Source organism: Stutzerimonas azotifigens (genome assembly GCF_013522725.1).
Classification (GTDB): Bacteria; Pseudomonadota; Gammaproteobacteria; order Pseudomonadales; family Pseudomonadaceae; genus Stutzerimonas; species Stutzerimonas azotifigens_A.
Genome location: NZ_JAAMRF010000003.1, coordinates 165678 through 190785, shown reverse-complemented (window position 1 = coordinate 190785; position 25108 = coordinate 165678). Strand labels below are relative to the sequence as shown.

27 protein-coding genes and 2 tRNA genes are annotated in these 25108 nt (G+C 63.7%); 16 read left to right on the top strand and 13 right to left on the bottom strand.

Features of this window, described 5'->3' with window-relative positions:
* The first annotated feature begins 21 nt into the window (after positions 1-21).
* Positions 22-1359 (top strand): S41 family peptidase, encoded by a 1338-nt coding sequence (locus tag G7026_RS06765; protein ID WP_181069993.1) that lies wholly within the window; start codon positions 22-24, stop codon positions 1357-1359.
* A 3-nt stretch (positions 1360-1362) separates the two neighbouring features.
* A complete protein-coding gene (locus G7026_RS06760) occupies positions 1363-2166 on the top strand; it encodes a divergent polysaccharide deacetylase family protein (RefSeq protein ID WP_308811764.1) in 804 nt (267 codons plus the stop codon).
* A gap of 6 nt (positions 2167-2172) precedes the next feature.
* Here the strand turns inward: G7026_RS06760 and G7026_RS06755 are convergent, their stop codons facing one another.
* From G7026_RS06755 to hisB, 7 genes are all read right to left on the bottom strand, one after another.
* On the bottom strand, positions 2173-2922 hold the full coding sequence (locus tag G7026_RS06755) for a substrate-binding periplasmic protein (protein WP_181069992.1): 750 nt from the start codon (positions 2920-2922) through the stop codon (positions 2173-2175).
* Positions 2923-3250: 328 nt separating this feature from the next.
* Positions 3251-4003: a substrate-binding periplasmic protein gene (locus G7026_RS06750; protein WP_181069991.1), complete on the bottom strand. Its 753-nt coding sequence runs from the start codon at positions 4001-4003 to the stop codon at positions 3251-3253.
* 121 nt (positions 4004-4124) lie between these two features.
* Positions 4125-4895 (bottom strand): imidazole glycerol phosphate synthase subunit HisF, encoded by a 771-nt coding sequence (gene hisF / locus G7026_RS06745; RefSeq protein WP_181069990.1) that lies wholly within the window; start codon positions 4893-4895, stop codon positions 4125-4127.
* Between the two features lie 70 nt (positions 4896-4965).
* The gene (hisA, locus tag G7026_RS06740) at positions 4966-5709 is read right to left on the bottom strand and encodes a 1-(5-phosphoribosyl)-5-[(5-phosphoribosylamino)methylideneamino]imidazole-4-carboxamide isomerase (protein WP_181069989.1); all 744 of its coding nucleotides are present in this window, start codon (positions 5707-5709) and stop codon (positions 4966-4968) included.
* Between the two features lie 26 nt (positions 5710-5735).
* Complete coding sequence (locus G7026_RS06735; protein ID WP_181069988.1) at positions 5736-5996, bottom strand: DUF2164 domain-containing protein; 261 nt, start codon at positions 5994-5996, stop codon at positions 5736-5738.
* A gap of 20 nt (positions 5997-6016) precedes the next feature.
* A complete protein-coding gene (gene hisH, locus G7026_RS06730; protein WP_181069987.1) occupies positions 6017-6655 on the bottom strand; it encodes an imidazole glycerol phosphate synthase subunit HisH in 639 nt (212 codons plus the stop codon).
* Positions 6656-7249 carry an imidazoleglycerol-phosphate dehydratase HisB gene (gene hisB, locus G7026_RS06725; protein ID WP_181069986.1) on the bottom strand — a complete coding sequence of 198 codons (594 nt, stop codon included), beginning with the start codon at positions 7247-7249 and terminating at the stop codon, positions 6656-6658. It lies immediately after the preceding gene.
* Positions 7250-7366: 117 nt separating this feature from the next.
* On the opposite strand from hisB, the gene panM reads away from it, so the two are divergent.
* From panM to G7026_RS06695, 6 genes are all read left to right on the top strand, one after another.
* Complete coding sequence (gene panM / locus G7026_RS06720; protein ID WP_181069985.1) at positions 7367-7771, top strand: aspartate 1-decarboxylase autocleavage activator PanM; 405 nt, start codon at positions 7367-7369, stop codon at positions 7769-7771.
* A gap of 113 nt (positions 7772-7884) precedes the next feature.
* Complete coding sequence (locus G7026_RS06715; RefSeq protein WP_181069984.1) at positions 7885-10110, top strand: AsmA family protein; 2226 nt, start codon at positions 7885-7887, stop codon at positions 10108-10110.
* On the top strand, positions 10107-11174 hold the full coding sequence (gene mutY, locus G7026_RS06710; protein WP_181069983.1) for an A/G-specific adenine glycosylase: 1068 nt from the start codon (positions 10107-10109) through the stop codon (positions 11172-11174). Before G7026_RS06715 ends, mutY begins: the two co-directional genes overlap by 4 nt.
* Positions 11171-11443 (top strand): oxidative damage protection protein, encoded by a 273-nt coding sequence (locus tag G7026_RS06705; protein WP_181069982.1) that lies wholly within the window; start codon positions 11171-11173, stop codon positions 11441-11443. Before mutY ends, G7026_RS06705 begins: the two co-directional genes overlap by 4 nt.
* A 135-nt stretch (positions 11444-11578) precedes the next feature.
* A tRNA-Phe gene (locus G7026_RS06700) sits at positions 11579-11654 on the top strand.
* 283 nt (positions 11655-11937) lie between these two features.
* Positions 11938-13989, top strand: coding sequence for a BCCT family transporter (locus tag G7026_RS06695; RefSeq protein WP_181069981.1), 2052 nt, complete (start codon positions 11938-11940; stop codon positions 13987-13989).
* Between the two features lie 5 nt (positions 13990-13994).
* Here G7026_RS06695 and G7026_RS06690 read toward each other — a convergent pair whose 3' ends face one another.
* Positions 13995-14342, bottom strand: coding sequence for a DUF4124 domain-containing protein (locus tag G7026_RS06690; protein WP_181069980.1), 348 nt, complete (start codon positions 14340-14342; stop codon positions 13995-13997).
* A gap of 350 nt (positions 14343-14692) precedes the next feature.
* On the opposite strand from G7026_RS06690, the gene G7026_RS06685 reads away from it, so the two are divergent.
* From G7026_RS06685 to G7026_RS06660, 6 genes are all read left to right on the top strand, one after another.
* Positions 14693-15466, top strand: a complete 774-nt coding sequence (locus G7026_RS06685) for an ABC transporter ATP-binding protein (RefSeq protein ID WP_181069979.1) — start codon at positions 14693-14695, stop codon at positions 15464-15466.
* Between the two features lie 16 nt (positions 15467-15482).
* Entirely contained in the window at positions 15483-16235 is a 753-nt protein-coding gene (locus G7026_RS06680; RefSeq protein ID WP_181069978.1) for an ABC transporter substrate-binding protein, read from the top strand.
* A 51-nt stretch (positions 16236-16286) separates the two neighbouring features.
* Positions 16287-16982 (top strand): ABC transporter permease, encoded by a 696-nt coding sequence (locus G7026_RS06675; protein WP_181069977.1) that lies wholly within the window; start codon positions 16287-16289, stop codon positions 16980-16982.
* The gene (locus tag G7026_RS06670; RefSeq protein ID WP_181069976.1) at positions 16979-17668 is read left to right on the top strand and encodes an ABC transporter permease; all 690 of its coding nucleotides are present in this window, start codon (positions 16979-16981) and stop codon (positions 17666-17668) included. The genes G7026_RS06675 and G7026_RS06670 overlap by 4 nt, the downstream gene beginning before the upstream one ends.
* A gap of 48 nt (positions 17669-17716) precedes the next feature.
* A complete protein-coding gene (locus tag G7026_RS06665; RefSeq protein ID WP_181069975.1) occupies positions 17717-18919 on the top strand; it encodes a methyltransferase in 1203 nt (400 codons plus the stop codon).
* Between the two features lie 93 nt (positions 18920-19012).
* A tRNA-Thr gene (locus G7026_RS06660) sits at positions 19013-19088 on the top strand.
* 166 nt (positions 19089-19254) lie between these two features.
* Here G7026_RS06660 and G7026_RS06655 read toward each other — a convergent pair.
* Complete coding sequence (locus G7026_RS06655; RefSeq protein WP_181069974.1) at positions 19255-19593, bottom strand: winged helix-turn-helix transcriptional regulator; 339 nt, start codon at positions 19591-19593, stop codon at positions 19255-19257.
* 91 nt (positions 19594-19684) lie between these two features.
* On the opposite strand from G7026_RS06655, the gene G7026_RS06650 reads away from it, so the two are divergent.
* Entirely contained in the window at positions 19685-20011 is a 327-nt protein-coding gene (locus G7026_RS06650) for a nuclear transport factor 2 family protein (RefSeq protein WP_181069973.1), read from the top strand.
* A 102-nt stretch (positions 20012-20113) separates the two neighbouring features.
* On the opposite strand, the gene G7026_RS06645 is transcribed toward G7026_RS06650, so the two are convergent.
* The 3 genes from G7026_RS06645 to G7026_RS06635 form a co-directional block, all read right to left on the bottom strand.
* Positions 20114-21226 carry an FAD-dependent monooxygenase gene (locus G7026_RS06645; protein WP_181069972.1) on the bottom strand — a complete coding sequence of 371 codons (1113 nt, stop codon included), beginning with the start codon at positions 21224-21226 and terminating at the stop codon, positions 20114-20116.
* 78 nt (positions 21227-21304) lie between these two features.
* On the bottom strand, positions 21305-22903 hold the full coding sequence (locus tag G7026_RS06640; RefSeq protein WP_181069971.1) for a GMC family oxidoreductase: 1599 nt from the start codon (positions 22901-22903) through the stop codon (positions 21305-21307).
* 80 nt (positions 22904-22983) lie between these two features.
* Entirely contained in the window at positions 22984-23760 is a 777-nt protein-coding gene (locus G7026_RS06635) for an alpha/beta fold hydrolase (protein ID WP_181069970.1), read from the bottom strand.
* A gap of 131 nt (positions 23761-23891) precedes the next feature.
* Here G7026_RS06635 and G7026_RS06630 point away from each other — a divergent pair, with 131 nt between their 5' ends.
* Entirely contained in the window at positions 23892-24362 is a 471-nt protein-coding gene (locus G7026_RS06630) for a MarR family winged helix-turn-helix transcriptional regulator (protein WP_181069969.1), read from the top strand.
* A 97-nt stretch (positions 24363-24459) separates the two neighbouring features.
* Here the strand turns inward: G7026_RS06630 and G7026_RS06625 are convergent, their stop codons facing one another.
* Positions 24460-24939, bottom strand: coding sequence for a VOC family protein (locus G7026_RS06625; RefSeq protein WP_181069968.1), 480 nt, complete (start codon positions 24937-24939; stop codon positions 24460-24462).
* Between the last annotated feature and the right edge of the window lie 169 nt (positions 24940-25108).

Sequence of the window (25108 nt, the reverse complement as noted above, 5' to 3'; positions counted from 1 at the left end):
CCTCAAACCTCGGAGTTCGACATGCTGTACCTGCGCCGCTTTGCCCGACCTTCAACGCTCGCCCTGGCCGTTACGCTGGGAGCCTACGGCAACGCCTGGGCACAGCAGCCGCCAGCGGACCTGGCACCGCCACCGGCCATCGACGCGCCGACCAACAAATCGCCGCTGCCTCTGGACGAGCTACGCACCTTTGCCGAGGTGCTGGACCGCATCAAGGCCGCCTATGTCGAGCCTGTGGACGACAAGACGCTGCTGGAGAACGCCATCAAGGGCATGCTCAGCAACCTTGACCCGCATTCGGCGTATCTCGAGCCCGAAGCCTTCGCCGAATTGCAGGAGAGCACCAGCGGCGAGTTCGGCGGCCTGGGCATCGAAGTCGGCCTCGAAGACGGCTTCATCAAGGTGGTGTCCCCCATCGACGACACACCGGCCTCCAAGGCAGGCATCGAGGCTGGCGACCTGATCGTCAAGATCGACGGCCAGCCGACCAAGGGCCTGTCGATGATGGAAGCCGTGGAGAAGATGCGTGGCAAGCCGGGCAGCGCGATCACGCTGAGCATCGTGCGCGACGGCGGCAGCCCACGGGACATCAAACTCACCCGCGCGGTAATCAAGGTGCGCAGCGTGCGCAGCCAGATCCTCGAGCCAGGCTACGGCTACCTGCGTATCACCCAGTTCCAGGTGAATACCGGCGACGAAGTGGGCAAGGCTCTGGCGAGCCTGAAAAAGGACAACCAGGGCAACAAGCTCAACGGTCTGGTGCTCGATCTGCGCAACAACCCCGGCGGCGTGCTGCAGGCTGCGGTCGAGGTGGCCGACCACTTCCTCACCAGCGGTCTCGTGGTGTACACCAAAGGCCGCATCGCCAATTCCGAACTGCGCTTCAATGCCGACCCGGCCGACGCCAGCGAAGGCATACCACTGGTGGTGCTGATCAATGGCGGCAGCGCCTCGGCCTCGGAAATCGTCGCCGGCGCACTGCAGGACCACAAGCGTGGCGTGCTGATGGGTACCGACAGCTTTGGCAAGGGTTCGGTACAGACCGTATTGCCGCTCAATAACGACCGCGCCCTGAAATTGACCACGGCCCTGTACTACACGCCCAACGGCCGCTCGATCCAGGCACAGGGCATCGTCCCGGACATCCAGGTCGAGCGCGCCAAACTGACGCGCGAACAGGCTGGTGAAAGCTTCCGTGAAGCGGACCTGCAGGGACACCTGGGTAATGGCAACGGCGGCCCGGACCGCCCGAGCAGCACCCAGGTCGTCAGCGATTCGCCGCGGCCGCAGGATGACGACTTCCAGCTTGGCCAGGCGCTCAACCTGCTCAAGGGATTGAACCTCACCCGCGGAAAGTAACGGGTGAGGTTTCTCGCCCCGCTGCTATTGGCGTTGCTGAGTGGTCCATTGGCCGCTCAGCTCACCATGTCGGAACCGAACACCAGCGCCGTCGAGCAGACAAGCGCAGCGAATCCCCGCCTTACGCTGATCATCGACGACCTCGGACAGACGCCGAATCGTGATCGCCGGGTCCTTGCCCTGCCTGGCCCCGTCGCGCTGGCGATCCTTCCCGATACGCCCCATGCGACGCAGCTGGCCGACGAGGCCCACCGCAGCGGCAAGACGGTGATGCTGCATCTGCCGATGGACCCTGCAGGCGGCCGCTATGCCTGGCATCCCGAGCTTCCCGTCGACGAATTGGAGCGGCGGCTCGATGCGGCGTTCGAAGCCGTGCCCCATGCCCATGGGGTCAACAACCATATGGGCAGCCGCATGACAGCCGATACCGCAGCCATGAGCTGGCTGATGGGCGAGCTGCAGCGACGCCACCGGTTTTTCGTCGACAGCCGCACCAGTGCCGCCACGGTCGCCGGCGCCACCGCCCAGCGCGTCGGTCTGGCGAGCCTGTCCCGCGACGTGTTCCTGGACAACGAGCCCACTGCCGACGCAGTCGCCGCACAGCTCGAAAGGGCCGTGGCGCTAGCGCACAAGCAGGGTTCGGTAGTGGTGATCGGCCATCCCTATCCCGCCACGCTCGAAGTGCTCGAGCGCGAACTGCCACGGCTGGCGGCGCGCGGCATCGACTGGATAGGTGTGGAGCAGATGATCGCCGTGCGCGGCAATCGGGCGATGGCCGCGCATGGGAAGAGCGGTATCTACCGCTGAGGCGTATTACAGGTAGCGGCGACGGATCTCATCGATGGTGCCGTCTGCGCGCATCTGGTTGAGCGCGTTCTGCAGACGTTTGATGACTTCGTCCGGTGTGTCCTTGTTCAATGCCAGGAACAGTTCGGCATCGTTGAAGCGCAGCGCGGTGACCAGTCCGGCCACGCCTTCCTGCTTGGCCCAGTAGGGGCCGACGGGATCGGTGGTCGCCCACATGTCGATCTCGCCCTTGAGCAACTTGGCGACGTTGTCCTGATCCTTCAGCGCATTGACCGGCTCAAGCCCGAGGCCTTCGAGGTGCTGGCTCACCGCATCATTCTTGTAGGCACCGATGCGGTATTGACGGGCCTGCTCGAGGGAGGTCAGACGCACATCGCTGCCGGGAGCGGCGAGCAGCACCCAGCCGGTCGTCGAAAGGGGGCCGACCCACTTGAACAGCTCCTCACGTGCCGGCGTGTAGGTCGTCGAGAAAATTCCCTGGTTCGGCTGGCTCAGCACCTGGTTGTAGATGCGGTCCCAGGGGAAGCGCAGCGTCATGTTGTAGTCGATCTTCGCCCGCTTGAACATCTCACGCACGATGTCGGAATTGATGCCAGTGACGTTCGCCTCCTGGGCGAAATTCTTGTTGTCGACCGACATGTTGAAAGGCGGGAAATTTTCAGTCAGGACGATGACCTGATAGCCGTCCGGCAACTCGGCCTTGGCGGCGGTGGCGATGAGCGCCAGCAACAAGATGGACTGGATTCGCTTGAGCATGGTGGACCCCATAGTTTCGATGTGCAGAGCACTTAAATTGTCTTTGTTATGTCGACGCCTTGGCGCCAGGCAGTTGTCGTCGTCTGGCGAAAGCAAGTTTTACACCAGGAGACACGTGTGACTGCCATGTACAGCGCAGGTGGCATAGTGCCAGGGCGCCGCACGCCGAGGCGAGAGGATAGGGTAATGGAGAATCTTGAATGGAAGTTGTCAGCGCCCGGCTGATGGTTCCAATACCGTGCATTCGCTTGCGGTCACGGCGTGCACGCCCCATTGCAGGGCGTGCAAAACTGAAACGCCTCACGCGCAAGCGCATGAGGCGTCAACGTCAGAGGTAGCGCTGATTCACAGCGTCGACGAAGCCCTCGGCTCGCATCTCGTCCAGTGCTTTTTGTAGCTGCCCGACCACCGCATCCGGCACTTCGCGATTGAGCGCCAAGAACAGTTCGGCCCGGTTGAAACTCAGCACCGTCTTGAAGCCGGTGACATGCTGCTGACGCGCCAGATAGCGTCCTGCCGGATCGCCTGTCGCCCAGAGGTCTATCTCCCCGGCAGCCAGCTTCGTCGCGTTTTCCTGATCGCGCAGCGCGAGCATCGGTTCCAGCCCCTGCTTAAGCAGGTGCTCAGCTATCGCGTCGCCCTTGTAGGCACCCACGTTGAATGCCTTGGCCTGTGCCAGGGAGTTCAGGCTGATGCGACTGTCGCCTCGCGCCAACAGCACCCAATCATCCGGCCCGATCGGCCCTACCCATTTGAACGACGCCTCACGTTCGGGCAGGCGCGCCATCACGAAAAGGCCATAGTCGGGCGTTTCCAGCGCCGTTGCATAAAGGCGCTCCCATGGGAAACGCAGCGTCAGGGTGTAGTCCACCCCGGCACGCCGGAACATCTCCCGCACGATATCCGCCGCGATACCGGACACGGCATCGCCCTGGGCGAAATTTTTCCCGTTGGGCGCCATGTTGTAGGGCGGGAAGTTCTCGGTCAGCAGATCGACCTTGTAGTTGGCGGGAATTTCGGCATGGGCGGCCGAGATGAAAAGCAGGGCGCCGATCAGGCCGATCAGCATACGACGGGGCATTGCCAGGTTCCTCTTTAATGCGCGCCCAGACAGCAGGCGCATCCTTTTGATGAAAAAAGCTTCCCTGCGCCGCGCGTGAACGCGGCTGCATCGGTAAACAGGAAGGGGAGCGGCCGTGGCGTCAGCGCATCACGATGCCACAGCTCGCCAGGTAGGCCTTGGCCTCGGGGACGGTGTATTCACCGAAGTGGAAGATGCTCGCGGCCAGCACCGCATCGGCCTTGCCGTGAAGAATGCCATCAGCCAGGTGCTGAAGGTTGCCGACGCCGCCCGACGCGATCACGGGGATACGAACCGCCTCGCTGATGGCGCAGGTCACGCCGAGGTCGAAGCCGTTCTTCATGCCGTCCTGATCCATGCTGGTCAGCAGGATCTCGCCGGCGCCGAGGGCTTCCATCTTCTGCGCCCAGCCCACCGCATCGAGCCCGGTGGGCTTACGCCCGCCATGGGTGAAGATTTCCCAGCGCGGCGTCTCGCCTTCGGCGGACACCTTCTTGGCATCGATGGCCACGACGATGCACTGCGAGCCGAAGCGCTGCGCCGCTTCGCCGACGAACTCCGGATTGAATACCGCGGCGGTGTTGATCGAGACTTTGTCGGCGCCCGCGTTGAGCAGGTTGCGGATGTCCTGCACGCTGCGCACGCCGCCGCCCACGGTGAGCGGGATGAAGACCTGGCTGGCCATGCGCTCGACGGTGTGCAGGGTGGTGTCACGGTTATCGACGCTGGCGGTGATGTCCAGGAAGGTGATCTCGTCGGCGCCCTGCTCGTCGTAGCGGCGGGCGATCTCCACCGGATCGCCGGCGTCGCGGATGTTCTCGAACTTGACGCCCTTGACCACACGACCGTTGTCCACGTCGAGGCAGGGGATGATGCGTTTGGCGAGGGCCATGCTTTTCTCCGCAAAGAGCTGGAAGCCGCAACTGAGCCAGGAGCATGCAGCGGCTCCTGCCTCGAGCTGCTTATTCGACTTTGTACTTCAGGTCGCAGATCGCCTGCGCTTCGGCGACGTCCAGCGTACCTTCGTAGATGGCGCGCCCGGTGATCGCCCCGACGATCCCCGGCGCACCGGCGTCGAGCAGCGCCTGGATGTCGCCGATGTTGTGGATGCCGCCCGAAGCGATCACCGGAATGCGCGTGGCATTGGCCAGCGCCGCGGTGGCCGGGACGTTGCAGCCCTGCATCATGCCGTCGCGGGCGATGTCGGTGTAGACGATCGCCGAGACGCCATCGGCTTCGAAACGCTTGGCCAGATCCACCACCTGCAGCCCGCTGACCTCGGCCCAGCCGTCGGTAGCGACGAAGCCGTCTTTGGCATCCAGTCCGACGATCACCCGGCCGGGGAAGGCGCGGCAGGCCTCGGCGACGAACTCCGGCTCCTTCACCGCCTTGGTGCCGATGATCACGTAGCTCACGCCGGCCTTGACGTAATGCTCGATGGTCTCGAGCGAGCGGATGCCGCCGCCGATCTGGATCGGCAACTGCGGGAAGCGCCTGGCGATCGCCGTGACCACTTCACCATTGACCGGCTGGCCCTCGAAGGCGCCGTTGAGGTCGACCAGGTGCAGGCGGCGGCAGCCGGCTTCGACCCACTTGGCCGCCATGCTCACGGGATCGTCGGAAAATACCGTCGAATCGTCCATACGGCCCTGACGCAGGCGCACGCAGGCACCGTCTTTAAGATCGATTGCGGGGATGATCAGCATATGAACCTGCTCTGTCGAGTTAGGGGTCAGCTCTTCTCGAGCGCCCAAAGATCGCTTTCGATGCTTTCGAACCTGTCTTTCAGGTGCGTCTGCACGTCGAAGATCGCCTTGTTGTAAAAGTGCGGAGCCACCTCGCGGCCAAGCATCTCGAGCAGTTCGAGCGCTTCGAACGAGCCGACATCGAGTTCGAAACGCTCCTGCAGAAATGCCTGAATCGCCTGTACCGCCGCTTGCTCCTGTGCCTGGTCGAGGGTCAGGATCGGCGGCTTGTGGCGTGCGCGACTCATGCGCGTCCAGCTTCCATGAGCTACCAGCGCCCGTCCCAGGCGGCAAAGTTCTGCAGCAGCTGCAGACCGTGGGTGTGGCTCTTCTCGGGGTGGAACTGCACGGCAAAGCGCGAACCGTCGGCCAGCGCGGCGGCGAAATCCTTGCCGTAGTGGCCGCGGCCAACGACCTGGCGCGGGTTGCCGGCGTCGATGTAATAGCTGTGGACGAAATAGAAGCGCCCATTATCGGGAATGCTGTGCCACAGCGGATGGTCGACGGCCTGCTTGACCTCGTTCCAACCCATGTGGGGGACCTTCAGCGCCTCGCCATCTTCTTCCAGATCCTTGCCGAAGAAGCGCACCTGGCCGGGGAACAGGCCGATGCAATCGACGCCGCCATTCTCTTCGCTGCGCTCCATCAGCGCCTGCATGCCGACGCAGATGCCGAGGAACGGACGGTCGACGCTGACCTCGCGCACCAGCTCATCGAAGCCCAGGCGGCGGATCTCGGCCATGCAGTCACGGATCGCACCGACGCCGGGAAACACCACCCGGTCGGCCTCGCGAATCACCCGCGCATCGCTGGTGACCTGCACGCGGCCGGCACCGACGTGCTCGAGCGCCTTGGCCACCGAGTGCAGGTTGCCCATGCCGTAGTCAATGACGGCTACCGTCTGCATTTACAGGCATCCCTTGGTCGACGGCATCTGCCCGGCCATGCGCTCGTCGAGCGTCACCGCCATGCGCAGCGCACGGCCGAACGCCTTGAACACCGTCTCGATCTGGTGATGGGTATTGATGCCACGCAGGTTGTCGATGTGCAGCGTGACAAGGGCGTGATTGACGAAGCCCTGGAAGAACTCCTGGAACAGGTCGACATCGAAGCGGCCAACCACCGCGCGGGTATAGGGCACGTTCATGTGCAGGCCCGGGCGACCGGAGAAGTCGATCACGACGCGGGACAGCGCCTCGTCGAGCGGTACGTAGGAGTGGCCGTAGCGGACGATGCCCTTCTTGTCACCGACGGCCTTGGCGAACGCCTGGCCGAGGGTGATACCCACGTCCTCGACGGTGTGGTGGTCGTCGATTTCCAGGTCGCCCTTGCACTCGATGTCCAGATCGATCAGCCCGTGGCGGGCGATCTGGTCGAGCATGTGCTCCAGGAAGGGCACACCAATGGCGAAACGCGCCTTGCCGGTACCATCCAGATTGATCGAGGCCTTGATCTGGGTTTCCAGGGTGTTGCGCTCGACGAATGCCGTACGTTCGGCCATCACCTGCTCCACAAAAGCGATCGGGAAAAAGGCTGCCATTATAGGCGTGCGCCGCCTCCCCCGGCTACCGCCGTGCATGGGCTGGGGTACACTGGCAACCCCGTTCCGGAGCCTGTCATGCCTGTACTCGTCGAAGCCGTCGGCACTCCCTCAGCCCAGGATCGCATCGACCTGGCAAAAATTTACGCCGACGCACCGGCCTGGCTGCTCCTCCCCTACGCCAGTGCCGAAGCACTCATCGAGGCAGGCCTGGCCAGTGGTCGTCTGATCGCCGGGCGCTTCAACGACCGACTGCTGGGCGCGGCCTTGCTGCAACCCGGCGAGCAGACCTGGCAACTGTCGCACCTGTGCGTGCGGCGGGTCACCCGCCGCCGCGGCGTCGGCAGGCGCCTGCTCGATGAGGCCGAACGCCTGAGCAGCGAAGCCGGCAAGACCCTGCGCCTGGGCGCGCCGACCGATCACTTGGAAGCCCAGGCGCTGGCCGCGCGCGTGCATCTGCCGCTGCAGCCCCTGCAGCTCTAGCCGCAGCAGCGGAACCGGTACTTGGCCAGGCGTTCCAAACCAGCCGCGCCTACCGCCGTCACGGGTCGGCGTTATACTCGCCACTTTTGCCACACCTCACAAAGGGACTCTCCATGAAAGCGCTGGGCAAGATCCTGGGTCTGGTCATTCTCGGATTGCTACTGATACTGGTGGCACTGGGCTTCGCGCTGACTCACCTGTTCGATCCCAACGACTACAAGGACGAGATCCAGCAGCTGGCACGCGAGCGGGCCGGGCTGGAGCTGACCATCAACGGCGACATTGGCTGGAGCCTGTTCCCCTGGCTGGGCCTGGAACTGCACGAGACCACCCTGGCCAGTGTCCAGACGCCGGAGCAGCCTTTCGCCGATCTGCGCATGCTCGGTCTCTCGGTGCGTGTGATGCCGTTGCTGCGCCGCGAAGTGCAGATGAGCGACATCACGGTCAACGGCCTGAACCTGACCCTGGTGCGCGACGAGAACGGCCATGGCAATTGGGAAGGCGTTGGCCAGCCGGCGGGCCAGGCGCGCGCCGACACCTCTCCCGCCGAGCCCCAGACCGAACAGCCGGAGCCTGCCGAGGCCGAGCCGGCTCGCCGCAAACCGCTCAAGCTCGATATCGACAGCCTGGCCATCAGCGATGCACGCGTCACCTACCATGACGCACGCAGCGGCCAGCAGCTTAGCGCCGAAAGCATCGAGCTGAGCACCGGCGCCATCCGCGAAGGCGCGACCATTCCCCTGAAACTCAGCGCCTTCTTCGGCAGCAACCAGCCGGTTATGCGTGCGCGCACCGAACTGCAGGGCAACCTGCGCTTCGACAATCAACTGCTGCGCTACTCCCTCGAAGACCTGCGCCTGTCCGGCGAAGCCTCCGGCGAGCCGCTGAACGGCAAGACCCTCGCATTCAGCGCCCAGGGCCAGTTGCTGGTCGACCGTGCCGCGCAGATCGCCGAATGGAACAGCCTGAAATTCTCCGCCAACCAGTTGCGCGGCCTGGGCGAACTCAAGGTGCGCGAGCTCGAAAGCGAACCGAAGATCGCCGGTGCGCTGTCCATCGCCCAGTTCAACCTGCGCGAGTTTCTCGACGGAGTCGGCCAGCAGTTGCCGCCCATGGCCGATGGCAAGACCCTTGAAAAAGCCGAACTGGTCACTCGTCTCAGCGGCACCGCCAACAGCCTGATGCTCGAAGACGCCACCCTGAAGCTCGACGACAGCACCTTCACCGGCCAGCTCGGCATCGCCAACTTCAGCACCCAGGCCCTGCGTGTCACGCTCAAGGGCGACCGCCTCAATCTAGACCGCTACCTGCCGCCGGACAACGAGCAGAGCAAGGCCGCCAGTGCCGCACGACAGGATCAGGTGCGCAGCACCGAAGCGGCTGCGGTCGGCAACGGCACCACCCCACTGCCGGATAAGCCTACCCAGCACGCCTGGAGCGAAGCCGATGTGCTGCCCATTGCCACGCTGCGCAAGCTCGACAGCCGCATCAACCTGGTCGTCGACAGCCTCGTGGTGAAGAAGCTGCCTCTCGAAGCGTTCAGTCTCAAGGTCAACAGCCTCGGCGGCCTGATCACCCTCGAGGAAATGCGCGGCAACCTCTACAATGGTCGCCTCGAAGCCAACGCGACCGTGGACGTGCGCCCACAGATCCCCGCGCTGACAGTCACCAAGCGCATCAGCCGGGTGCCGGTCGAGCGCCTGCTGGAAAGTCAGGGCCAGAAGCCGACGGTTCGCGGCCTGCTCGACCTCAACGCCGACCTGCGCACCCAGGGCAACAGCGAGCGGGCCTGGATCGACGGGCTCAACGGCACGCTTGGCTTTACCGTGAACAACGGCGTGCTGGTCGACGCCAACCTCGAACAGCAGCTGTGCCGAGCCATCGCCACCCTCAATCGCAAGAGCCTCTCCAGCGAACCGCGCAGCCAGGACACCCCGTTCCGCGCGCTGCGAGGCAACCTGGTGCTACGCAACGGCGTGGCGACCAACCCGGACCTGAAGGCGAGCATCCCGGGAATGACAGTCAACGGCAACGGCGATCTGGACCTGCGCGTGCTGGGCCTGGACTACCGCATCGGCATCCTCATCGAAGGCGACAAGGGCGAGATGCCAGACCCGGCCTGCGAGGTCAACCAGCGCTACGCCGGTATCGAGTGGCCGCTGCGTTGCCGCGGCCCGCTGGAAATCGGCGCCAAGGCCTGCCGCCTCGATCAGGATGCCCTGGGCAAGGTCGCGGCCAAGCTCGCCGGCGACAAGCTCAACGAAAAGATCGAAGAGAAGCTCGGCGACAAGGTCTCGCCAGACCTGAAGGATGCACTCAGAGGCCTGTTCAACCGATGACCCCCGAACAGTTCGGCGAGGCGGTCCTAAACTGGTACGACCGCCACGGCCGCAAGGATCTGCCCTGGCAGATCGGGATCACGCCCTATCGAGTGTGGGTCTCGGAAATCATGCTGCAGCAGACCCAGGTCAGCACCGTGCTCGGCTACTTCGACCGATTCATGGACGCCCTGCCCACGGTACAGGCCTTGGCCGAAGCCGATGAAGACGAAGTGCTGCACCTGTGGACCGGCCTCGGCTACTACAGCCGCGCCCGCAACCTGCACAAGACCGCCAAACTGATCGTCGCCGAGCACGGCGGCGAATTCCCGCGCGACGTCGAGCAACTGGCCGAACTGCCCGGCATCGGCCGCTCCACTGCAGGCGCCATCACCAGCTTGAGCATGGGACTGCGCGCGGCGATCCTCGACGGCAACGTCAAGCGCGTACTGGCACGTTTCAGTGCCCAGAGCGGCTATCCCGGCGAACCGAAGGTGGCGCGCGAGCTGTGGCTGACGGCCGAGCGGATGACACCGCACCAGCGCGTCAATCACTACACCCAGGCGATGATGGATCTGGGCGCGACGCTGTGCACCCGCAGCCGCCCGAGCTGCTTGCTGTGCCCGCTGCGTAGCGGCTGCCAGGCCCACCTGCTGGGTCGCGAGACCGATTACCCGGCGCCCAAACCGCGCAAGGCACTGCCGCAAAAGCGCACCCTGATGCCACTGTTGGCCAACGCGGACGGCGAGATTCTGCTCTACCGCAGACCCGCCAGCGGGCTCTGGGGCGGACTCTGGAGCCTGCCCGAACTGGACGACCTGAACGCACTGGACCCGCTCGCCCAGCGCCATACCCTGGACCTCGGCGAACGCCGACCGCTGCCGGAGCTGACCCATACCTTCAGCCACTTCCAGCTCGCCATCGAACCCTGGCTGGTGCAGGTGCGCGGCGCCGCACCCGCCGTGACCGAAGCGGACTGGCTCTGGTATAACCTCGCCGCCCCGCAGCGCCTCGGCCTCGCCGCCCCGGTGAAGAAGCTGCTCAAGCGCGCCGCAACCGAACTGAATGCAGGAGAGACGTCATGACCCGCACCGTGAACTGCCGTAAATACAAGGAAGCGCTCCCGGGCCTGGACCGGCCGCCTTACCCCGGCGCCAAAGGCGAGGACATCTACAACAACGTCTCGAAGAAGGCCTGGGAAGACTGGCAGAAGCACCAGACCATGCTGATCAACGAGCGTCGCCTGAACATGATGAACGCCGAGGACCGCAAGTTCCTGCAGGAAGAAATGGACAAGTTCCTGTCTGGCGAAGACTACGCCCAGGCCGAAGGCTACGTGCCGCCCAGCGAGTGAATTTCGCCTCGGAATGTGCCGCAACCAGCGGCACTGGCGAACCGCTGCACGAACACCTAAGCGCCCGCCGTGGCTAAATATTTTCCTGACCTCGCTTGACAGGCCAAAGCCAAATCCGTTTAATGGCGCCCCGTTGCCCAGGTAGCTCAGTTGGTAGAGCAGGGGATTGAAAATCCCCGTGTCGGCGGTTCGATTCCGTCCCTGGGCACCATTGATTCTTCGAGTGGTGCAAGCCACTCGAAACAGAAACCGGCCTAGAGCCGGTTTTTTGTTGCCCGCATATTCGCGGCGCCAGCTTTTCAGCTGGACTAAACACCCGCCATCAGACCGAGCTCGGCAATCGAGCCCTCCGGCGCCCCGCCACATCAAGAGCCTCGAAAATACCGGTGAGTATTTGCAGGCTATTGGCCGTCTACCCTTGCACACGCTGCATTTTTATCTCGGAGCCTGTCGCGTAGCCGTTGCCGATCTCCGACAAGAAAACCGGACGCCCCATGGACACGAACAAGAAACCACCCCGAGCCGTCATCCTCTTCCCCGTCTTCATCCCCTCCGTCGTCATCACCTTTCTGCTGGTCATCGGCACCATCAGCAATCCGGAACTGGCCGGTGAGCTTTTCGACTCGGTGCTGGCCTACATCACCCGGACCTTCGGCTGGTTCTACATGCTGTCGGTGGCGTTCTTTCTGATGTTCATCGTCGGCATCGCCATGACCAAGTGGGGCAATATCAAGCTTGGGCCGGATCACTCGGAGCCGCAGTACAGCTTCCCGGCCTGGTTCGCCATGCTGTTCTCGGCAGGCTATGGCATTGCGCTGCTGTTCTTCGGCGTAGCCGAGCCGGTGCTGCACTATTCGACGCCGCCGGCCGGCGCGCCGGAAACCGTGGATGCGGCCAAGCAGGCGATGCAGATCGCCTTCTTCCACTGGGGTTTCCATATCTGGGGCATCTTTGGGATCGTCGGACTGGCGCTGGCCTATTTCTCGTTCCGACACGGCTTGCCGCTGTCGCTGCGCTCGGCGCTCTATCCACTGATCGGCGAGCGCATCCATGGCCCGATCGGTCATGTCGTCGACGTTCTGGTCATCCTCGGCACGCTGTTCGGCATCGCCACGACACTGGGTCTCTCCGTCACCCAGATCAACGCCGGGATCAATTATCTGTGGGACATTCCGGTGAGCATCACCGTGCAGGTCATCGCCATTGCGATCATCACCGGCATGGCGATCTGCTCGGTCGTTGCGGGTCTGGACAAGGGCGTGAAGAATCTGTCGCTGCTCAACATCGTACTGGCCACGATCCTGATGTTGTTCGTGCTGGCGGTGGGTCCAACGATCTTCATCCTCGAAGCCTTCCTGCAGAACACCGGCAGCTACCTGAACAACATCATCGAGCGGACCTTCAACCTGCAGGCCTACAGCCGCAGCGACTGGATCGGCAACTGGACGCTGTTCATCTTCGGCTGGACGATTTCCTGGTCGCCCTTCGTCGGGCTGTTCATCGCCAAGATCAGCCGCGGCCGCACCATTCGCCAGTTCGTCTTCGGCGTCATGATCGTCCCCACGCTGTTCACCTTCTTCTGGTTCTCGGTGTTTGGCGATACCGCCCTGCACCTGATCATGGTCGAGGGCTACACCAGCCTGATCAACGACGTTCAGGCCGACCACGCCATCGCGCTGTTCAAGCTGTTCGAGCACCTGCCGCTGACCTCGCTCGCCTCGATGCTGGCGGTGCTGCTGATCGTCACCTTCTTCGTCACATCCTCGGACTCCGGCTCGCTGGTGATCGATTCGATCGCCGCCGGAGGGGCAAGCCACACCCCCACCTGGCAGCGCGTCTTCTGGGCGACCACCGCAGGCGTCGTCGCCTCGACCCTGCTGCTGGCCGGCGGGCTCAGCGCGCTGCAGACCATGGCCATCGCGGCGGGGCTGCCGTTCTGCATCCTGATGATGCTGACCGCGTTGGGGATGTGGCGCGCGCTGATCATCGAAGGCCATCAGTTGAATTTGCAAAACCACATGCAGGGTAGCCGCACCACCAGCAATGCTGCGCCAGGGCTGTGGAAAAAGCGGCTGGTCGGGCTGGTCAACTTCCCGGCTCGCGAACCGGTGGAGACGTTCATGTCCACCACGGTTCTCAAAGCGATGCGCCGTGTGCAACGTGGGCTGCAAGAGCAAGGCTGGCCGGCTCAGGTGCACGTCGACGAGCCACATTCACGGCTGTATCTGGAGGTGATCAGGGAGGATCAGCTGGATTTCATCTATGAAATCCGCCTGATGAGCTACGCGATGCCGGCATTCGCGCATCCGGAAAGCCCCGAAGGCGACGAGCACTACTACCGGGCCGAGGTGTTCCTGCGGCGCGGCGGGCAGTCATACGATATCTACGGTTACGACCAGCAGGAAATCATTGGTGACATTCTCGATCAGTTCGAGACGTACCTGCACTTCCTGCACATCTCACCGGGAAGCCTGCCCTGGAAGATGGAAGAACACGACGAGATGCTCGGCGACACGCCGACAGAGGCCAAACAACCCGGACACTGACCCTGTTACAGGCCCGCCGGATTGCGCCGCATGCCACTGGGGTCGCCATAGGTGATGCCCGGAGGCGGCTCGTTGTCAGGCATCAGATCGCCACTGGGTGCGGGAGCATCGGAAATGTTCGGCCCTCGCACTTCGTACACTGACTGCGACGCGGGACCGAGCAACTGCTCGATCTCCTGGGCCGACGGCAGCTCGTTGGTCGCCTTGGGCTCGAAAAGACGGGTCTCCTCGCCCTGAACGCCGCAGGGCCGGTCGGAGAAGGTGACATGGCCGTCGCCGCCCACGCATTTGAAGATGGTCGCCGAATGCGCCCAGCCGGGCAGCGCAAACAGCAAAACCAGAAGAATGCGCATGTCGTTAGCTCCCATAGCCGTATGCTGGCGATCCTGACGGACCGGTGTTTTACCCGCCTGCCCGCTACACTGGCGTGATTGAACGCACAGCGTTCCGACTATAGCCGCTAAAGCCGACAAAACGCCGTCCATCGTGGCGCCAATTCCAGGCCGCGATCCAGACGGCTCGCATCGCGATCATGCCTGCAACCGAGCCGTACGACCGCGAAAACGGCTGCACCCGCGCTTGGCTCTAGGCCGCATGCATGCTAGCTTTGCGCCCTCGCCAGGAGGGCGAGCCTTAGGCCGGAGCGCAATCAATCGAACAGACCGTGAAATATCGTTCGAGGGTCTGATTAAGAGGTAGATCCATGGCCGAGGCCATACCCGCACTGGAAATTCGCAATCTGCACAAGCGCTACGGCGATCTGGAAGTTCTCAAGGGCATTTCGCTGACTGCGCGCGATGGCGACGTGATTTCCATCCTGGGCTCCTCAGGCTCCGGTAAGTCGACCTTTCTGCGCTGCATCAACCTTTTGGAAAACCCCAACGAAGGGGAAATCCTGGTGGCCGGCGAACAGATGAAGCTCAAGACCGCCAAGGGCGGCGAGCTGGTGGCGGCCGATGCCAAGCAGATCAACCGCCTGCGTAGCGAAATCGGCTTCGTGTTCCAGAATTTCAACCTCTGGCCGCACATGACCGTGCTCGACAACATCATCGAAGCCCCGCGCCGGGTGCTCGGCAAGAGCCGCGCCGAAGCGACCGAAACGGCCGAGGCCTTGCTGGCCAAGGTCGGCATCGCCGACAAGCGCCATGTCTATCCTGCGCAGTTGTCCGGCGGTCAGCAGCAGCGCGCCGCGATCGCCCGCACATTGGCGATGCAGCCGAAGGTGATCCTTTTCGACGAGCCCACCTCGGCGCTGGACCCGGAAATGGTACAAGAAGTGCTTAATGTCATCCGCTCGCTAGCCGACGAGGGACGTACCATGCTGTTGGTAACCCATGAGATGAATTTTGCCCGGCAAGTATCGAGCGAAGTCGTCTTCCTTCATCAGGGGCTGGTGGAGGAGCAGGGGACACCCGAACAGGTCTTCGAGCGACCGGAGTCGGCGCGCTGTAAACAATTCATGTCTAGCCATCGCTAAAACTGGAGCAACAACAATGAAGAGCTTCCACAAGATTCTCCTCGCCGCTGCCGTGACCATCGCCTGCGGCAGCTCGTTCGCTGCGGAGAAACTGCGCATCGGTACCGAAGGTGCCTACCCACCCTTCAACCTCATCGACGCCAGCGGCCAGGTCGTAGGTTTCGACCTCGACATCGGTCACGCCCTCTGCGCCAAGATGAAGACTGAGTGCGAAGTGGTCACCTCCGACTGGGACGGCATCATCCCCGCCCTGAACGCGCGCAAGTTCGACTTCATCATCGCCTCCATGTCGGTGACCGAAGAGCGCAAGCAGGCGGTGGACTTCACCAACCCCTACTACACCAACAAGCTGCAGTTCATCGCGCCGAAATCCAAGGATTTCAAGACCGATGAAGCCAGCCTCAAGGGCAAGGTCATCGGCGCCCAGCGCGCCACCATCGCCGGCACCTGGCTGGAAGACAACCTGGGCAAGACCGTCGACGTGAAGCTCTACGACACCCAGGAAAACGCCTACCTGGACCTCGCCTCCGGCCGCGTCGACGGCATCCTCGCCGACACTTTCGTGCAGTGGGAATGGCTCAAGAGCGACGCCGGCAAGAACTTCGAGTTCAAGGGCGAGCCGGTCTTCGACGACGACAAGATCGCCATTGCCGTGCGCAAGGGCAACGACGAGCTGCGTGGGAATCTGAACAAGGCGCTGGAAGAAATTCTCGCCGACGGCACCTACAAGCAGATCAACGACAAGTATTTCCCGTTCAGCATTTACTGACCCGCCTGACCGCTGCCCGGATCGTCTCCGGGCAGCGTAGTTCGAGTACACATGATTCCTGACCTTCACGGATTCGGTCCGGCATTGATTGCCGGGACCTGGATGACCATTCAGCTGGCACTGGCATCACTGGCCCTGGGCCTGGTGCTCGGGCTGCTCGGTGCGCTGGCCAAGACCTCGCCCTACGCCTTTTTTCGCTGGCTCGGCGGCACCTACTCCACCATCGTACGCGGCGTACCCGAACTGCTCTGGGTACTGCTGATCTATTTCGGCACCATCAATCTGGTTCGCGGCCTGGGCGAACTGGTCGGCATCCAGGAACTGGCGCTCAGCCCGTTCGCCGCCGGCACCATCGCCCTCGGCCTGTGCTTTGGCGCCTACGCGACCGAAGTCTTTCGCGGCGCGCTGCTGGCCATCCCCAAGGGCCATCGTGAAGCCGGCCTGGCGCTGGGCCTGGGCAAGCGGCGGATTTTCTTGCGGCTGATCCTGCCGCAGATGTGGCGCCTGGCCCTGCCGGGCCTGGGCAACCTGTTCATGATCCTGATGAAGGACACCGCGCTGGTCTCGGTGATCGGCCTGGAAGAAATCATGCGCCGTTCGCAGATCGCGGTGACCGCGAGCAAGGAACCCTTCACCTTCTTCCTCGTCGCCGCCTTCATCTACCTCGGCCTGACCGTCCTCGCGATGATCGCCATGTACTTTCTCGAAAAACGCGCCGGACGCGGTTTCGTCAGGAGCGCCGCATGACCTGGGAGATTTTCATCAGGTGGCTGCCGAGCTTTCTCGAAGGTGCCTGGCTGACCCTGCAGCTGGTTGGCCTCTCGGTCATCGCCGGACTTATCCTCGCACTGCCGCTGGGCATCGCCCGCTCGTCACGCCTCCTGGCGGTGCGCGCCCTGCCCTACGGCTACATTTTCTTCTTTCGCGGCACGCCGCTGCTGGTACAGCTGTTTCTCGTGTATTACGGACTGGCACAGTTCGAGGCCGTGCGTGAGAGCGTGCTCTGGCCCTATCTGCGCGACCCTTACTGGTGCGCGGTCATCACCATGACCATGCATACGGCCGCTTACATCGCCGAAATCCTGCGTGGCGCCATCCAGAACGTACCGGCCGGTGAAGTCGAAGCGGCGCGGGCGCTGGGCATGTCCCGCAGCCAGGCGCTGCTGCACATCATCCTGCCGCGTGCCGCGCGCATCGGCCTGCCGGCCTACAGCAACGAAGTGATCCTGATGCTCAAGGCCAGCGCCCTGGCCAGCACCATCACCCTGCTGGAACTGACCGGCATGGCGCGCAAGATCGCCGCCCGCACTTACATGCACGAGGAGATGTTCCTCACCGCCGGCCTGATCTATCTGGCCATCGCGTTCATCCTCATGCAGGGTTTCAAACTGCTCGAGCGCTGGCTGCGGGTCGATGCCTGCCAGGGCCGCTGACCGCCCGCTGCGCTTGCCGCGGCGGGGTGTCGGCAGCATCTGAACAACGTGGCGCCGTCATCCGGGACACGGGCGCGGTTCGGCGAGCTGGACGCGTTCCTGCTCGGGCACCAGGCGCTCTGGCGCCCGCGCCCCTTCACCTGCCTCAGCTTGCCCTGGGAAGCCGAACACCTAGACTGGTCGGCCTGGCTGCGCGCCCGCTCGCTGAGCGATGCCGAGCACGTGGCCCTGCAGGGGTTGCCCGGCGAAGCGCCGCCAAGCCTCGCCCAACTCGCCGCCCAAGCCGCGGAGCTGTCGCGGTTGGATGAACTGCCCGCGACCACACGAGCGACAGGCGCGCCGCGCCAATCGGTAGGCGTGCCCGGCCGCAAATGGGAACAGATACAGGCGTTCGCCGGCCGCCTCAGGTTTACCGAACCACCGCGACACTGGCTCGACTGGTGCGCCGGCAAGGGTCATCTGGGCCGCCTGATGGCTTATCCCGACACACCCCTGACCTGCCTGGAATGGGACCCGGCGCTGGTCGCCGAAGGCGAGCGGCTCAGCAGCCGCCTGGGCATCGCAGCGACCCATCGCCAGCAGGATGTGATGGCCGATAGCGCAGTCGCCTGCCTCGAGCCAGACCACACGCCCATCGCCCTGCACGCATGCGGTGACCTGCACGTCAGGCTGATGGAGCTCGCCATGGGCCGTGGCTGCCGCCAGCTGGCCGTCGCGCCCTGCTGCTACAACCGCATCGCCGGCGAGCATTATCGGCCGCTGTCGCAAGCCGCTCGCCGGTCTGCGCTGACCTTAAGCCGCGACGATCTCGGCCTGCCACTCAGCGAAACCGTCACGGCCGGCGCCCGCGAGCGGCGCAACCGCGACCAATCGATGGCCTGGCGGCTCGGCTTCGACCTGCTGCAACGCCGGCTGCGTGGCCACGACAGCTACCTGCCGACGCCTTCGCTGCCCAGCGCCTGGCTGCGCAAGCCCTTCGCGCACTACTGCCGCGACCTCGCCTCGCTCAAGAACCTGGGCGATGTCGATGAACAGGACTGGAACGCGCTGGAACACGCCGGCTGGCAACGCCTGGCCCAGGTACGCAACCTCGAAACGGTGCGCAACCTGTTCCGCCGTCCCCTCGAACTCTGGCTACTGCTCGACCGCGCGCTGCTGCTCGAAGAAAGCGGCTACCGCGTCCGCCTCGGCATCTTCTGCCCACCCAGCCTGACTCCCCGCAACCTGCTGCTGCTCGCCGAGCGCCTTTGAGGCCAATTCGTCGCTTCATGATAAAAGCCAGCAAATCCCCAGCAATCAACGGTTTACTAGCCCCGCGCAATGGATATAATGGCGACCCTTCATGCCGGTATAGCTCAGCTGGTAGAGCAACTGACTTGTAATCAGTAGGTCCCGGGTTCGACTCCTGGTGCCGGCACCATAGAATTCACGAAAAGGCTCACCGCAAGGTGGGCCTTTTTCGTTTCCGTGCTTATGGGTCTACAGGATTGTCACTACTCGGTACCCGCCGCCGCATGATTGCGCCGTCGCTTGCGGCTTGACCGCCATTCGTACGCCTACGATCGGACGCTTCGTCATCATCGCCGTCATGAACAGCCCAGCAACGAGTCGCGCTGCTCAGCCCATTTCAACAGCGCATCCAGTGCCGGACACAGGGCCTGCCCCCAGGCCGTCAAGCGGTACTCGACCTTCGGCGGGACTTGCGGATACACCGTGCGTGAGACGATGCCGTCCGCCTCCAGCTGCCGCAATTGTTGCGCGAGCATCTTCTGGGAAATACCAGAAATCAGCCTTTCCAGATCGGAGAAGCGTTGCACTTTGCCGTCGAACAGGTGGAACAGGATGATCAGTTTCCACCGACCCTCTAGTAATTTCAGTATGTTTTCGACACCGCTTGCGGCCGTGTCTGGCGTGTAGGTGGTCATAGGGTAGTTACTTACTTTTAGGCGCGTTCTTGTCGATAGGTTAGTCGATGGCGAAACTGTAAAGCCACCCCCCGACCAGGTGAAACCTGACATGAACGAGCAGCTGCCTTCGCCAATCGCAACCTTCTTTTCCCTCAGTAACGGACAAGAACCGTTACCGCTGCACCCGTGCTTTTCCGCCGATGCGGTCGTTGTTGATGAGCGACGTACCTACATCGGCCACGACGCCATCAGCGCATGGCTGGACGAAGCACGGCGCCTCTATCGCTTCCAGGCCGAGCCGTTGGAACAGCAGGAACAGGACGGGAACGTCATCGTGATGGCCCGCGTATCCGGCACCTTTCCGGGTTCCCCAGCTCAGTTGCGCTACGTTTTTCATCTGAACGGTGATCGGATCGATCGCCTGGAGATCGACTGATGAACATGAACCTGGAGCTTGCCGGCACACGCGGGCTGGTAACCGGCGCCAGCCGGGGAATCGGTGCGGCCGTGATGCAGCACTTCGTCGAACAAGGCGCCCTCATACAGGCGCGAGCAAAGGTGTATAGCTCCGCTTGTACAGCCTGTTGCCCAGCAACCTGAGGACGCCATTGCGCGCTGGCGTCGGCAGGGTGCGCATCCTGTCCCGCGCCACGCATTGTTTCTGTACCCAGTCGACTCGCGGTCGGCGCCTGGCCGTGTAAGCGGCAAGCGCGGCGTCGGGGCTGCCTGTGGCTGCAAGGGCCTCGGCCAGCACCAACGCATCCTCGATCGCCATGCCGGCGCCCTCCGCCATGCTGGGCGAAGAGGCGTGCGCGGCGTCGCCGATGAGCACGACGCGATCCCGGGTCCAGTCGTCCAGCACCACCTGCCTGATCCTGCCGAAATGGACCTGCGTGTCTGCCGGCACATCGGCAATCAGCGGAAACACCGGCGCCGCGAAACCGTCAAACAGCCCCGCCAGGGACGTGTGAGCGAGGGAATCCTGGATATCGCTCTCCGCTATCGCCATGTCGGCATAGACATAGACCTGCTCCGCGCTCACTGGAATCGCCAGCAGGGTCCGTCCATGGCCCAACATGGCCGTCCAGCCTTCGATGCCCGTGGTATTTCGCGTCACCAGGCGCCAGCAGACGTTACCGACATAGGCGGGCTGCACGCCCGGGAACATCAGTCCGCGGACGGTCGAGTCGATGCCGTCCGCGCCGATCACCAGGTCGTAAGTAGCCATCGTCCCGTCGGAGAACGCCACCTCGCACCCCTGCCCCGACGGCGTCAGACCCTCCAGGGAGACGCCGAAGCGAATGGTCGTGCTGCTCAGCGAATCGCGAAGAAGGCCATGCAAGGCCGCACGGGGAAGCGAAAGGCATGGACCACAAGGGGCCCAGACGTCCTGCGTCCGGGTGAGGGTCAACGGCCGACCGTGGCTGTCCAGTATGCGCTGCGTGGCGATCACGACAGCCGTGTCGCGAACGGCCTCGTGCAGGCCAAGCTGCCCCAGCGCTCGTGCGACGTTTCCCGGCAGATAAAGCCCCGTGCCGCCTGAGAGTTCATCGGGGCGGCGCTCGACCAGCTCGGGTCGATAACCTTTGAGTTCGAGCGCCCGGGCCATGGAAAACCCGGCAATGCCTCCGCCAACGACCAATATCTTCATCTTCCACATCCCTTAATCGTCACTAGTAGACCCAAGAAGACCTCCTTCACGCCTACAGCCAGCTACGGCGCAGCGCTTCTAGAGTGTGTGGTCGGCGCGGATCATGTCGGCGGCGCGCTCGCCAATGACCACGCAGGGCGCCATGGTGTTGCCGATGGTGATCCGCGGCATGATCGAAGCGTCGGCGATGCGCAGGTTATCGATGCCATATACCCGTAGCCGATGATCGACGACCGACTCGGCGTCCCGCCCCATCTTCGCCGTGCAGGACTGGTGCCAATAGGTCACGGCCGAGTTTCGGATGAATTGCTCCATGGCACGGCGGTCCCGCTGGCCGGGCACGACCTCTCGCTTTACCAACCGCCCGAATGCCCGATGGTTGCCGAGCTCCCGACACAACTCGATGGTCGAGAGTGCGGCCGTCATGTCTTCCGGCTCGCTCAGGGAATTAGGCTCGATGAGCATCCTGTCCAGCGGACCGGCGCCCGACAGGCGCAGACGCCCCCGGCTTTTGGGCTGGGCCAGGCCGGCAAACATGGTCCAGCCGTGCTCGGGAGCAGCAATGCCGACTTCGGCCGGCGACGGCACGGCGAACTCGAGCTGGCAGTGCAGAAGATCCGGAGCATCGAGGCGCGAATCGCTTTTCCAGTACAGCTTGGCTTCGCAACCGCCGCCGCCAATTTCCTGCGGCTGCAGGTACTCCCAGGTACAGCCGAAGGCCACATGGTCTTGATGGTTCCGGCCGACGCCCGGCAGGTGCTGTACCACGTGGACGCCGTGCGCCCTGAGTTCCTCCTCCGGGCCGATGCCCGATTGCATGAGCACCTTGGGCGTATTGATCGCCCCGAGGCACAGAATCACCTCGCGGCGCGCCTCGATCGTCCTGAGCGCTCCGTCCATCAGCACCTCGACGCCGGTCACCTTTCGGCCCTCCAGCCGCAGGCGAGAAACGAGCGCATGGGGCAGCACGGTCAGGTTTTGCCGATGCGGACGCTGGAGAATGTAGGCCTGGTACATCGACTGCCGCTTGCCGTAGCGAATGCTCAGGTCGGCTATCGCGGCACCGCCCGGCCCCTCCATCATCGCCCCGTTGGGGCTGTCGAACCGCGGAATGCCCAGCAAGCCGGCGGCCTCGACCGTTACCTGGGCAAGTGGCTGCGGCGCGGCGGGAGGCGCCACATGCACAGGCCCGCCCGAGCCGCGACGATGTGAGTCCGCGGCGCCCTGCCAGTCTTCGATTCGCCGGTAGTAGCCGAGTACCGACGCGTAGCCCCAGGCGGGATCGCCGGCTTCCGAAGCGAAGTACTCCCAGTCGGACTGATGGCCTCGCGCCCAGACCATGACGTTGATGCTGGAGCCGCCACCCAGGCCCTTGCCCATGTTCAGCGGCAGACGGCGACCGTTCACGTGTTGGCCCGGCTCGCTTTCGAAGGCCCAGTCGCGCTCGGTGCCGAGGTTCAACGGCCAACTGCCGGGCTCTGTCGTCGCGGAGCAGACCCCATCGCCGCCCGCCTCTATCAGCAGGACTCGTATCTCTGGTTGCTCGGCTAGGCGCGCCGCGACTACGCATCCCGCGGCCCCTGCTCCGCAGACAATGAAGTCATAACTTGAATCGAGATCGGTCGCACCTGCCATCGTGATCTGTGGCCGATGCTGTTTGCCGGAGCCGCTATCCATGGAATGTCGCCCTCGAGGTTGAGTATCTGGAGCTCAGCTGCACATAGGTCATTCGCCTTTCAGGGCGCCATCGCCATCCATCAGCGAGAGGCACCCCGCGCGGCGCGATCGACGGCATCGGCGACCGCCTTGGGTTGGCTGATAAACGGCACGTGGCTCGCGTCCACTTCCTCGACCTTCGCGCCGATACGTTTGGCGGTATGGCGCAACAGCGCCGGGTCGATTGCCTTGTCCTGCGTGGCGATGACCGCCCAGCTCGGCTTGCTCTTCCAAGCCGCCTGAGTGACCCGCGTGTCGAAGATCGCCATATTGATCGGCACCTGCGAGTCGCGCAGGAAGGCGGAGTCCGCCTCGCTGGTGTCGCCCGCGAAGCCGGCCCGGAACTGCTCGAGGTCGACGAATCCGAAGCCATCTTCCTGGGTCTCGATGACGAATTCCGGCGGAGGCGGGATGTCGTTGAACTGCGAGCCCGTCGACTCCCCAACGTCCGGAGCCAGGGCCGAGACGTACACCAGCCCGGCGACCTTCGGGTCCACGCCGGCCTCGGTGATCACCGTGCCGCCGTAGGAATGGCCGACCAGCAGCGTTGGCCCGTCCTGGCGATCGAGAATCCGCTTCGTCGCGGCGACATCGGCGGCAAGCGAGGTGAGCGGGTTCTGCACGATCGTGACCCGGTATCCACGGCCGGTCAGCTCGTCATACACGCCGCGCCATCCCGACCCGTCGGCGAAGGCGCCATGCACCAGCACCACGTTTCGGACAGCCTGATCGTCGGGGATCCGCTCAGCAGAATGCGCGGCGCCGGACGCAGTGATGACCATAGTCGCGATTACATACAAAAGGCTTTTCATCTTCATGATCCTGTCCTCTCGCTTTATCTCGCGATAACAGTTATCGCGATAACCACAAACTGCGACAGGACCCTTCGATTGTCAAGCGATAACATTTATCGCAATATCGATTTCCAGCAGTTCCCGACGAGCACGCCATGACCCGCAAGAAAGCCAACCCTGCTCCCCCCATGGGCGACCAGCTTTGCTACGCCATCTATTCGGCGAGTATGGCGATCCAGCGCATCTACAAGCCCTTGCTCGACGAGATGGGCCTGACCTATCCGCAGTACCTCGTGCTCAACGTCCTGTGGCGAGAGGACGAGCAAACGGTGAGTGGGATCGCAGAGAAGCTGGCGCTCGAATCAAGCACCCTCACGCCGCTGCTGAAGCGGCTGGAAGCCGCAGGCCTGGTCCGCCGCACCCGAAACCCGCATAACGAACGCCAGGTCGTCGTCGCCCTCACCGAGCAGGGTCGTGCGCTCCAGTCCGATGCGGGCTGCCTGGGTGACTCACTGCTCCAGGCCTCCGGTCAGTCGCCGGCGGAACTGGCGGAGCTGAACAGGCACATCAGGCAGCTTCGCGATGCCATCTATTCCGGCATGGACGGCTGGAGCCCGCCGGTCTGAGGACCACGAGAAAATTCAGACCTGGCCCTTGTCCTCAAGGACGTCTTTGAGCGGAGCGCCGAGCGACACCCGGTCAGCCGGGCGGGCGATGGATGGGTCAGGCCTTCAACGCCGCCTCGATCGCAGCGATATCGATCTTTCCCATGGTCATCATGGCCTCGAATGCGCGCTTGGCTGCCGCTCGGTCAGGGTGGGTTATCGCCGCGGTCAATGCGCGTGGCGTGATCTGCCACGACAGGCCCCACTTGTCCTTGCACCAGCCGCAGGCACTTTCCTGGCCGCCGTTGTCGACAATCGCCTGCCACAAGCGGTCCGTCTCGGCCTGGTCGTCCGTCGCGACCTGAAAGGAGAAGGCCTCGTTGTGCTTGAAGACCGGCCCTCCGTTCAATCCGAGGCAAGGAATGCCCAGCACGGTGAACTCGACGGTCAGGACATCGCCCTCCTGGCCCGCCGGATACTCGCCCGGCGCATGGTGGACCGCGCCTACCGCGCTGTCCTCAAAAGTGCGGGCATAGAAGGTTGCCGCCTCCAGCGCGGCGCCGTCGTACCAGAGGCAGATCGTATTCTTGGGGGACATCTCGCTTCTCCAGGCGTGGGGCAGACTCCAGAAGAGTAGCCCGAAGCGCTACTCGCGCGCGGCGCCAAACGACAGCAGCTGGCAAGGGAGGCAAATCCTTCTCGTCGCGGTGGCCAGGACTAGCTCCGGGCCACTGCTTGCCCGCTTTGCCCGCTGCAGTACAGGCACT

Coding starts and splice junctions, on each gene's coding strand:
- G7026_RS06655 (WP_181069974.1), bottom strand. CDS start 19,593: ATGACCACCTACACGCCAGACACGGCCGCAAGCGGTGTCGAAAACATA.
- hisH (WP_181069987.1), bottom strand. CDS start 6,655: ATGCAGACGGTAGCCGTCATTGACTACGGCATGGGCAACCTGCACTCG.
- G7026_RS06755 (WP_181069992.1), bottom strand. CDS start 2,922: ATGCTCAAGCGAATCCAGTCCATCTTGTTGCTGGCGCTCATCGCCACC.
- G7026_RS06695 (WP_181069981.1), top strand. CDS start 11,938: ATGGACACGAACAAGAAACCACCCCGAGCCGTCATCCTCTTCCCCGTC.
- G7026_RS06645 (WP_181069972.1), bottom strand. CDS start 21,226: ATGAAGATATTGGTCGTTGGCGGAGGCATTGCCGGGTTTTCCATGGCC.
- G7026_RS06690 (WP_181069980.1), bottom strand. CDS start 14,342: ATGCGCATTCTTCTGGTTTTGCTGTTTGCGCTGCCCGGCTGGGCGCAT.
- G7026_RS06640 (WP_181069971.1), bottom strand. CDS start 22,903: ATGGATAGCGGCTCCGGCAAACAGCATCGGCCACAGATCACGATGGCA.
- hisF (WP_181069990.1), bottom strand. CDS start 4,895: ATGGCCCTCGCCAAACGCATCATCCCCTGCCTCGACGTGGACAACGGT.
- G7026_RS06625 (WP_181069968.1), bottom strand. CDS start 24,939: ATGTCCCCCAAGAATACGATCTGCCTCTGGTACGACGGCGCCGCGCTG.
- G7026_RS06735 (WP_181069988.1), bottom strand. CDS start 5,996: ATGAGTCGCGCACGCCACAAGCCGCCGATCCTGACCCTCGACCAGGCA.
- mutY (WP_181069983.1), top strand. CDS start 10,107: ATGACCCCCGAACAGTTCGGCGAGGCGGTCCTAAACTGGTACGACCGC.
- G7026_RS06750 (WP_181069991.1), bottom strand. CDS start 4,003: ATGCCCCGTCGTATGCTGATCGGCCTGATCGGCGCCCTGCTTTTCATC.
- G7026_RS06680 (WP_181069978.1), top strand. CDS start 15,483: ATGAAGAGCTTCCACAAGATTCTCCTCGCCGCTGCCGTGACCATCGCC.
- G7026_RS06635 (WP_181069970.1), bottom strand. CDS start 23,760: ATGAAGATGAAAAGCCTTTTGTATGTAATCGCGACTATGGTCATCACT.
- G7026_RS06675 (WP_181069977.1), top strand. CDS start 16,287: ATGATTCCTGACCTTCACGGATTCGGTCCGGCATTGATTGCCGGGACC.
- G7026_RS06685 (WP_181069979.1), top strand. CDS start 14,693: ATGGCCGAGGCCATACCCGCACTGGAAATTCGCAATCTGCACAAGCGC.
- G7026_RS06670 (WP_181069976.1), top strand. CDS start 16,979: ATGACCTGGGAGATTTTCATCAGGTGGCTGCCGAGCTTTCTCGAAGGT.
- G7026_RS06630 (WP_181069969.1), top strand. CDS start 23,892: ATGACCCGCAAGAAAGCCAACCCTGCTCCCCCCATGGGCGACCAGCTT.
- G7026_RS06765 (WP_181069993.1), top strand. CDS start 22: ATGCTGTACCTGCGCCGCTTTGCCCGACCTTCAACGCTCGCCCTGGCC.
- G7026_RS06705 (WP_181069982.1), top strand. CDS start 11,171: ATGACCCGCACCGTGAACTGCCGTAAATACAAGGAAGCGCTCCCGGGC.
- hisA (WP_181069989.1), bottom strand. CDS start 5,709: ATGCTGATCATCCCCGCAATCGATCTTAAAGACGGTGCCTGCGTGCGC.
- hisB (WP_181069986.1), bottom strand. CDS start 7,249: ATGGCCGAACGTACGGCATTCGTCGAGCGCAACACCCTGGAAACCCAG.
- panM (WP_181069985.1), top strand. CDS start 7,367: ATGCCTGTACTCGTCGAAGCCGTCGGCACTCCCTCAGCCCAGGATCGC.
- G7026_RS06650 (WP_181069973.1), top strand. CDS start 19,685: ATGAACGAGCAGCTGCCTTCGCCAATCGCAACCTTCTTTTCCCTCAGT.
- G7026_RS06715 (WP_181069984.1), top strand. CDS start 7,885: ATGAAAGCGCTGGGCAAGATCCTGGGTCTGGTCATTCTCGGATTGCTA.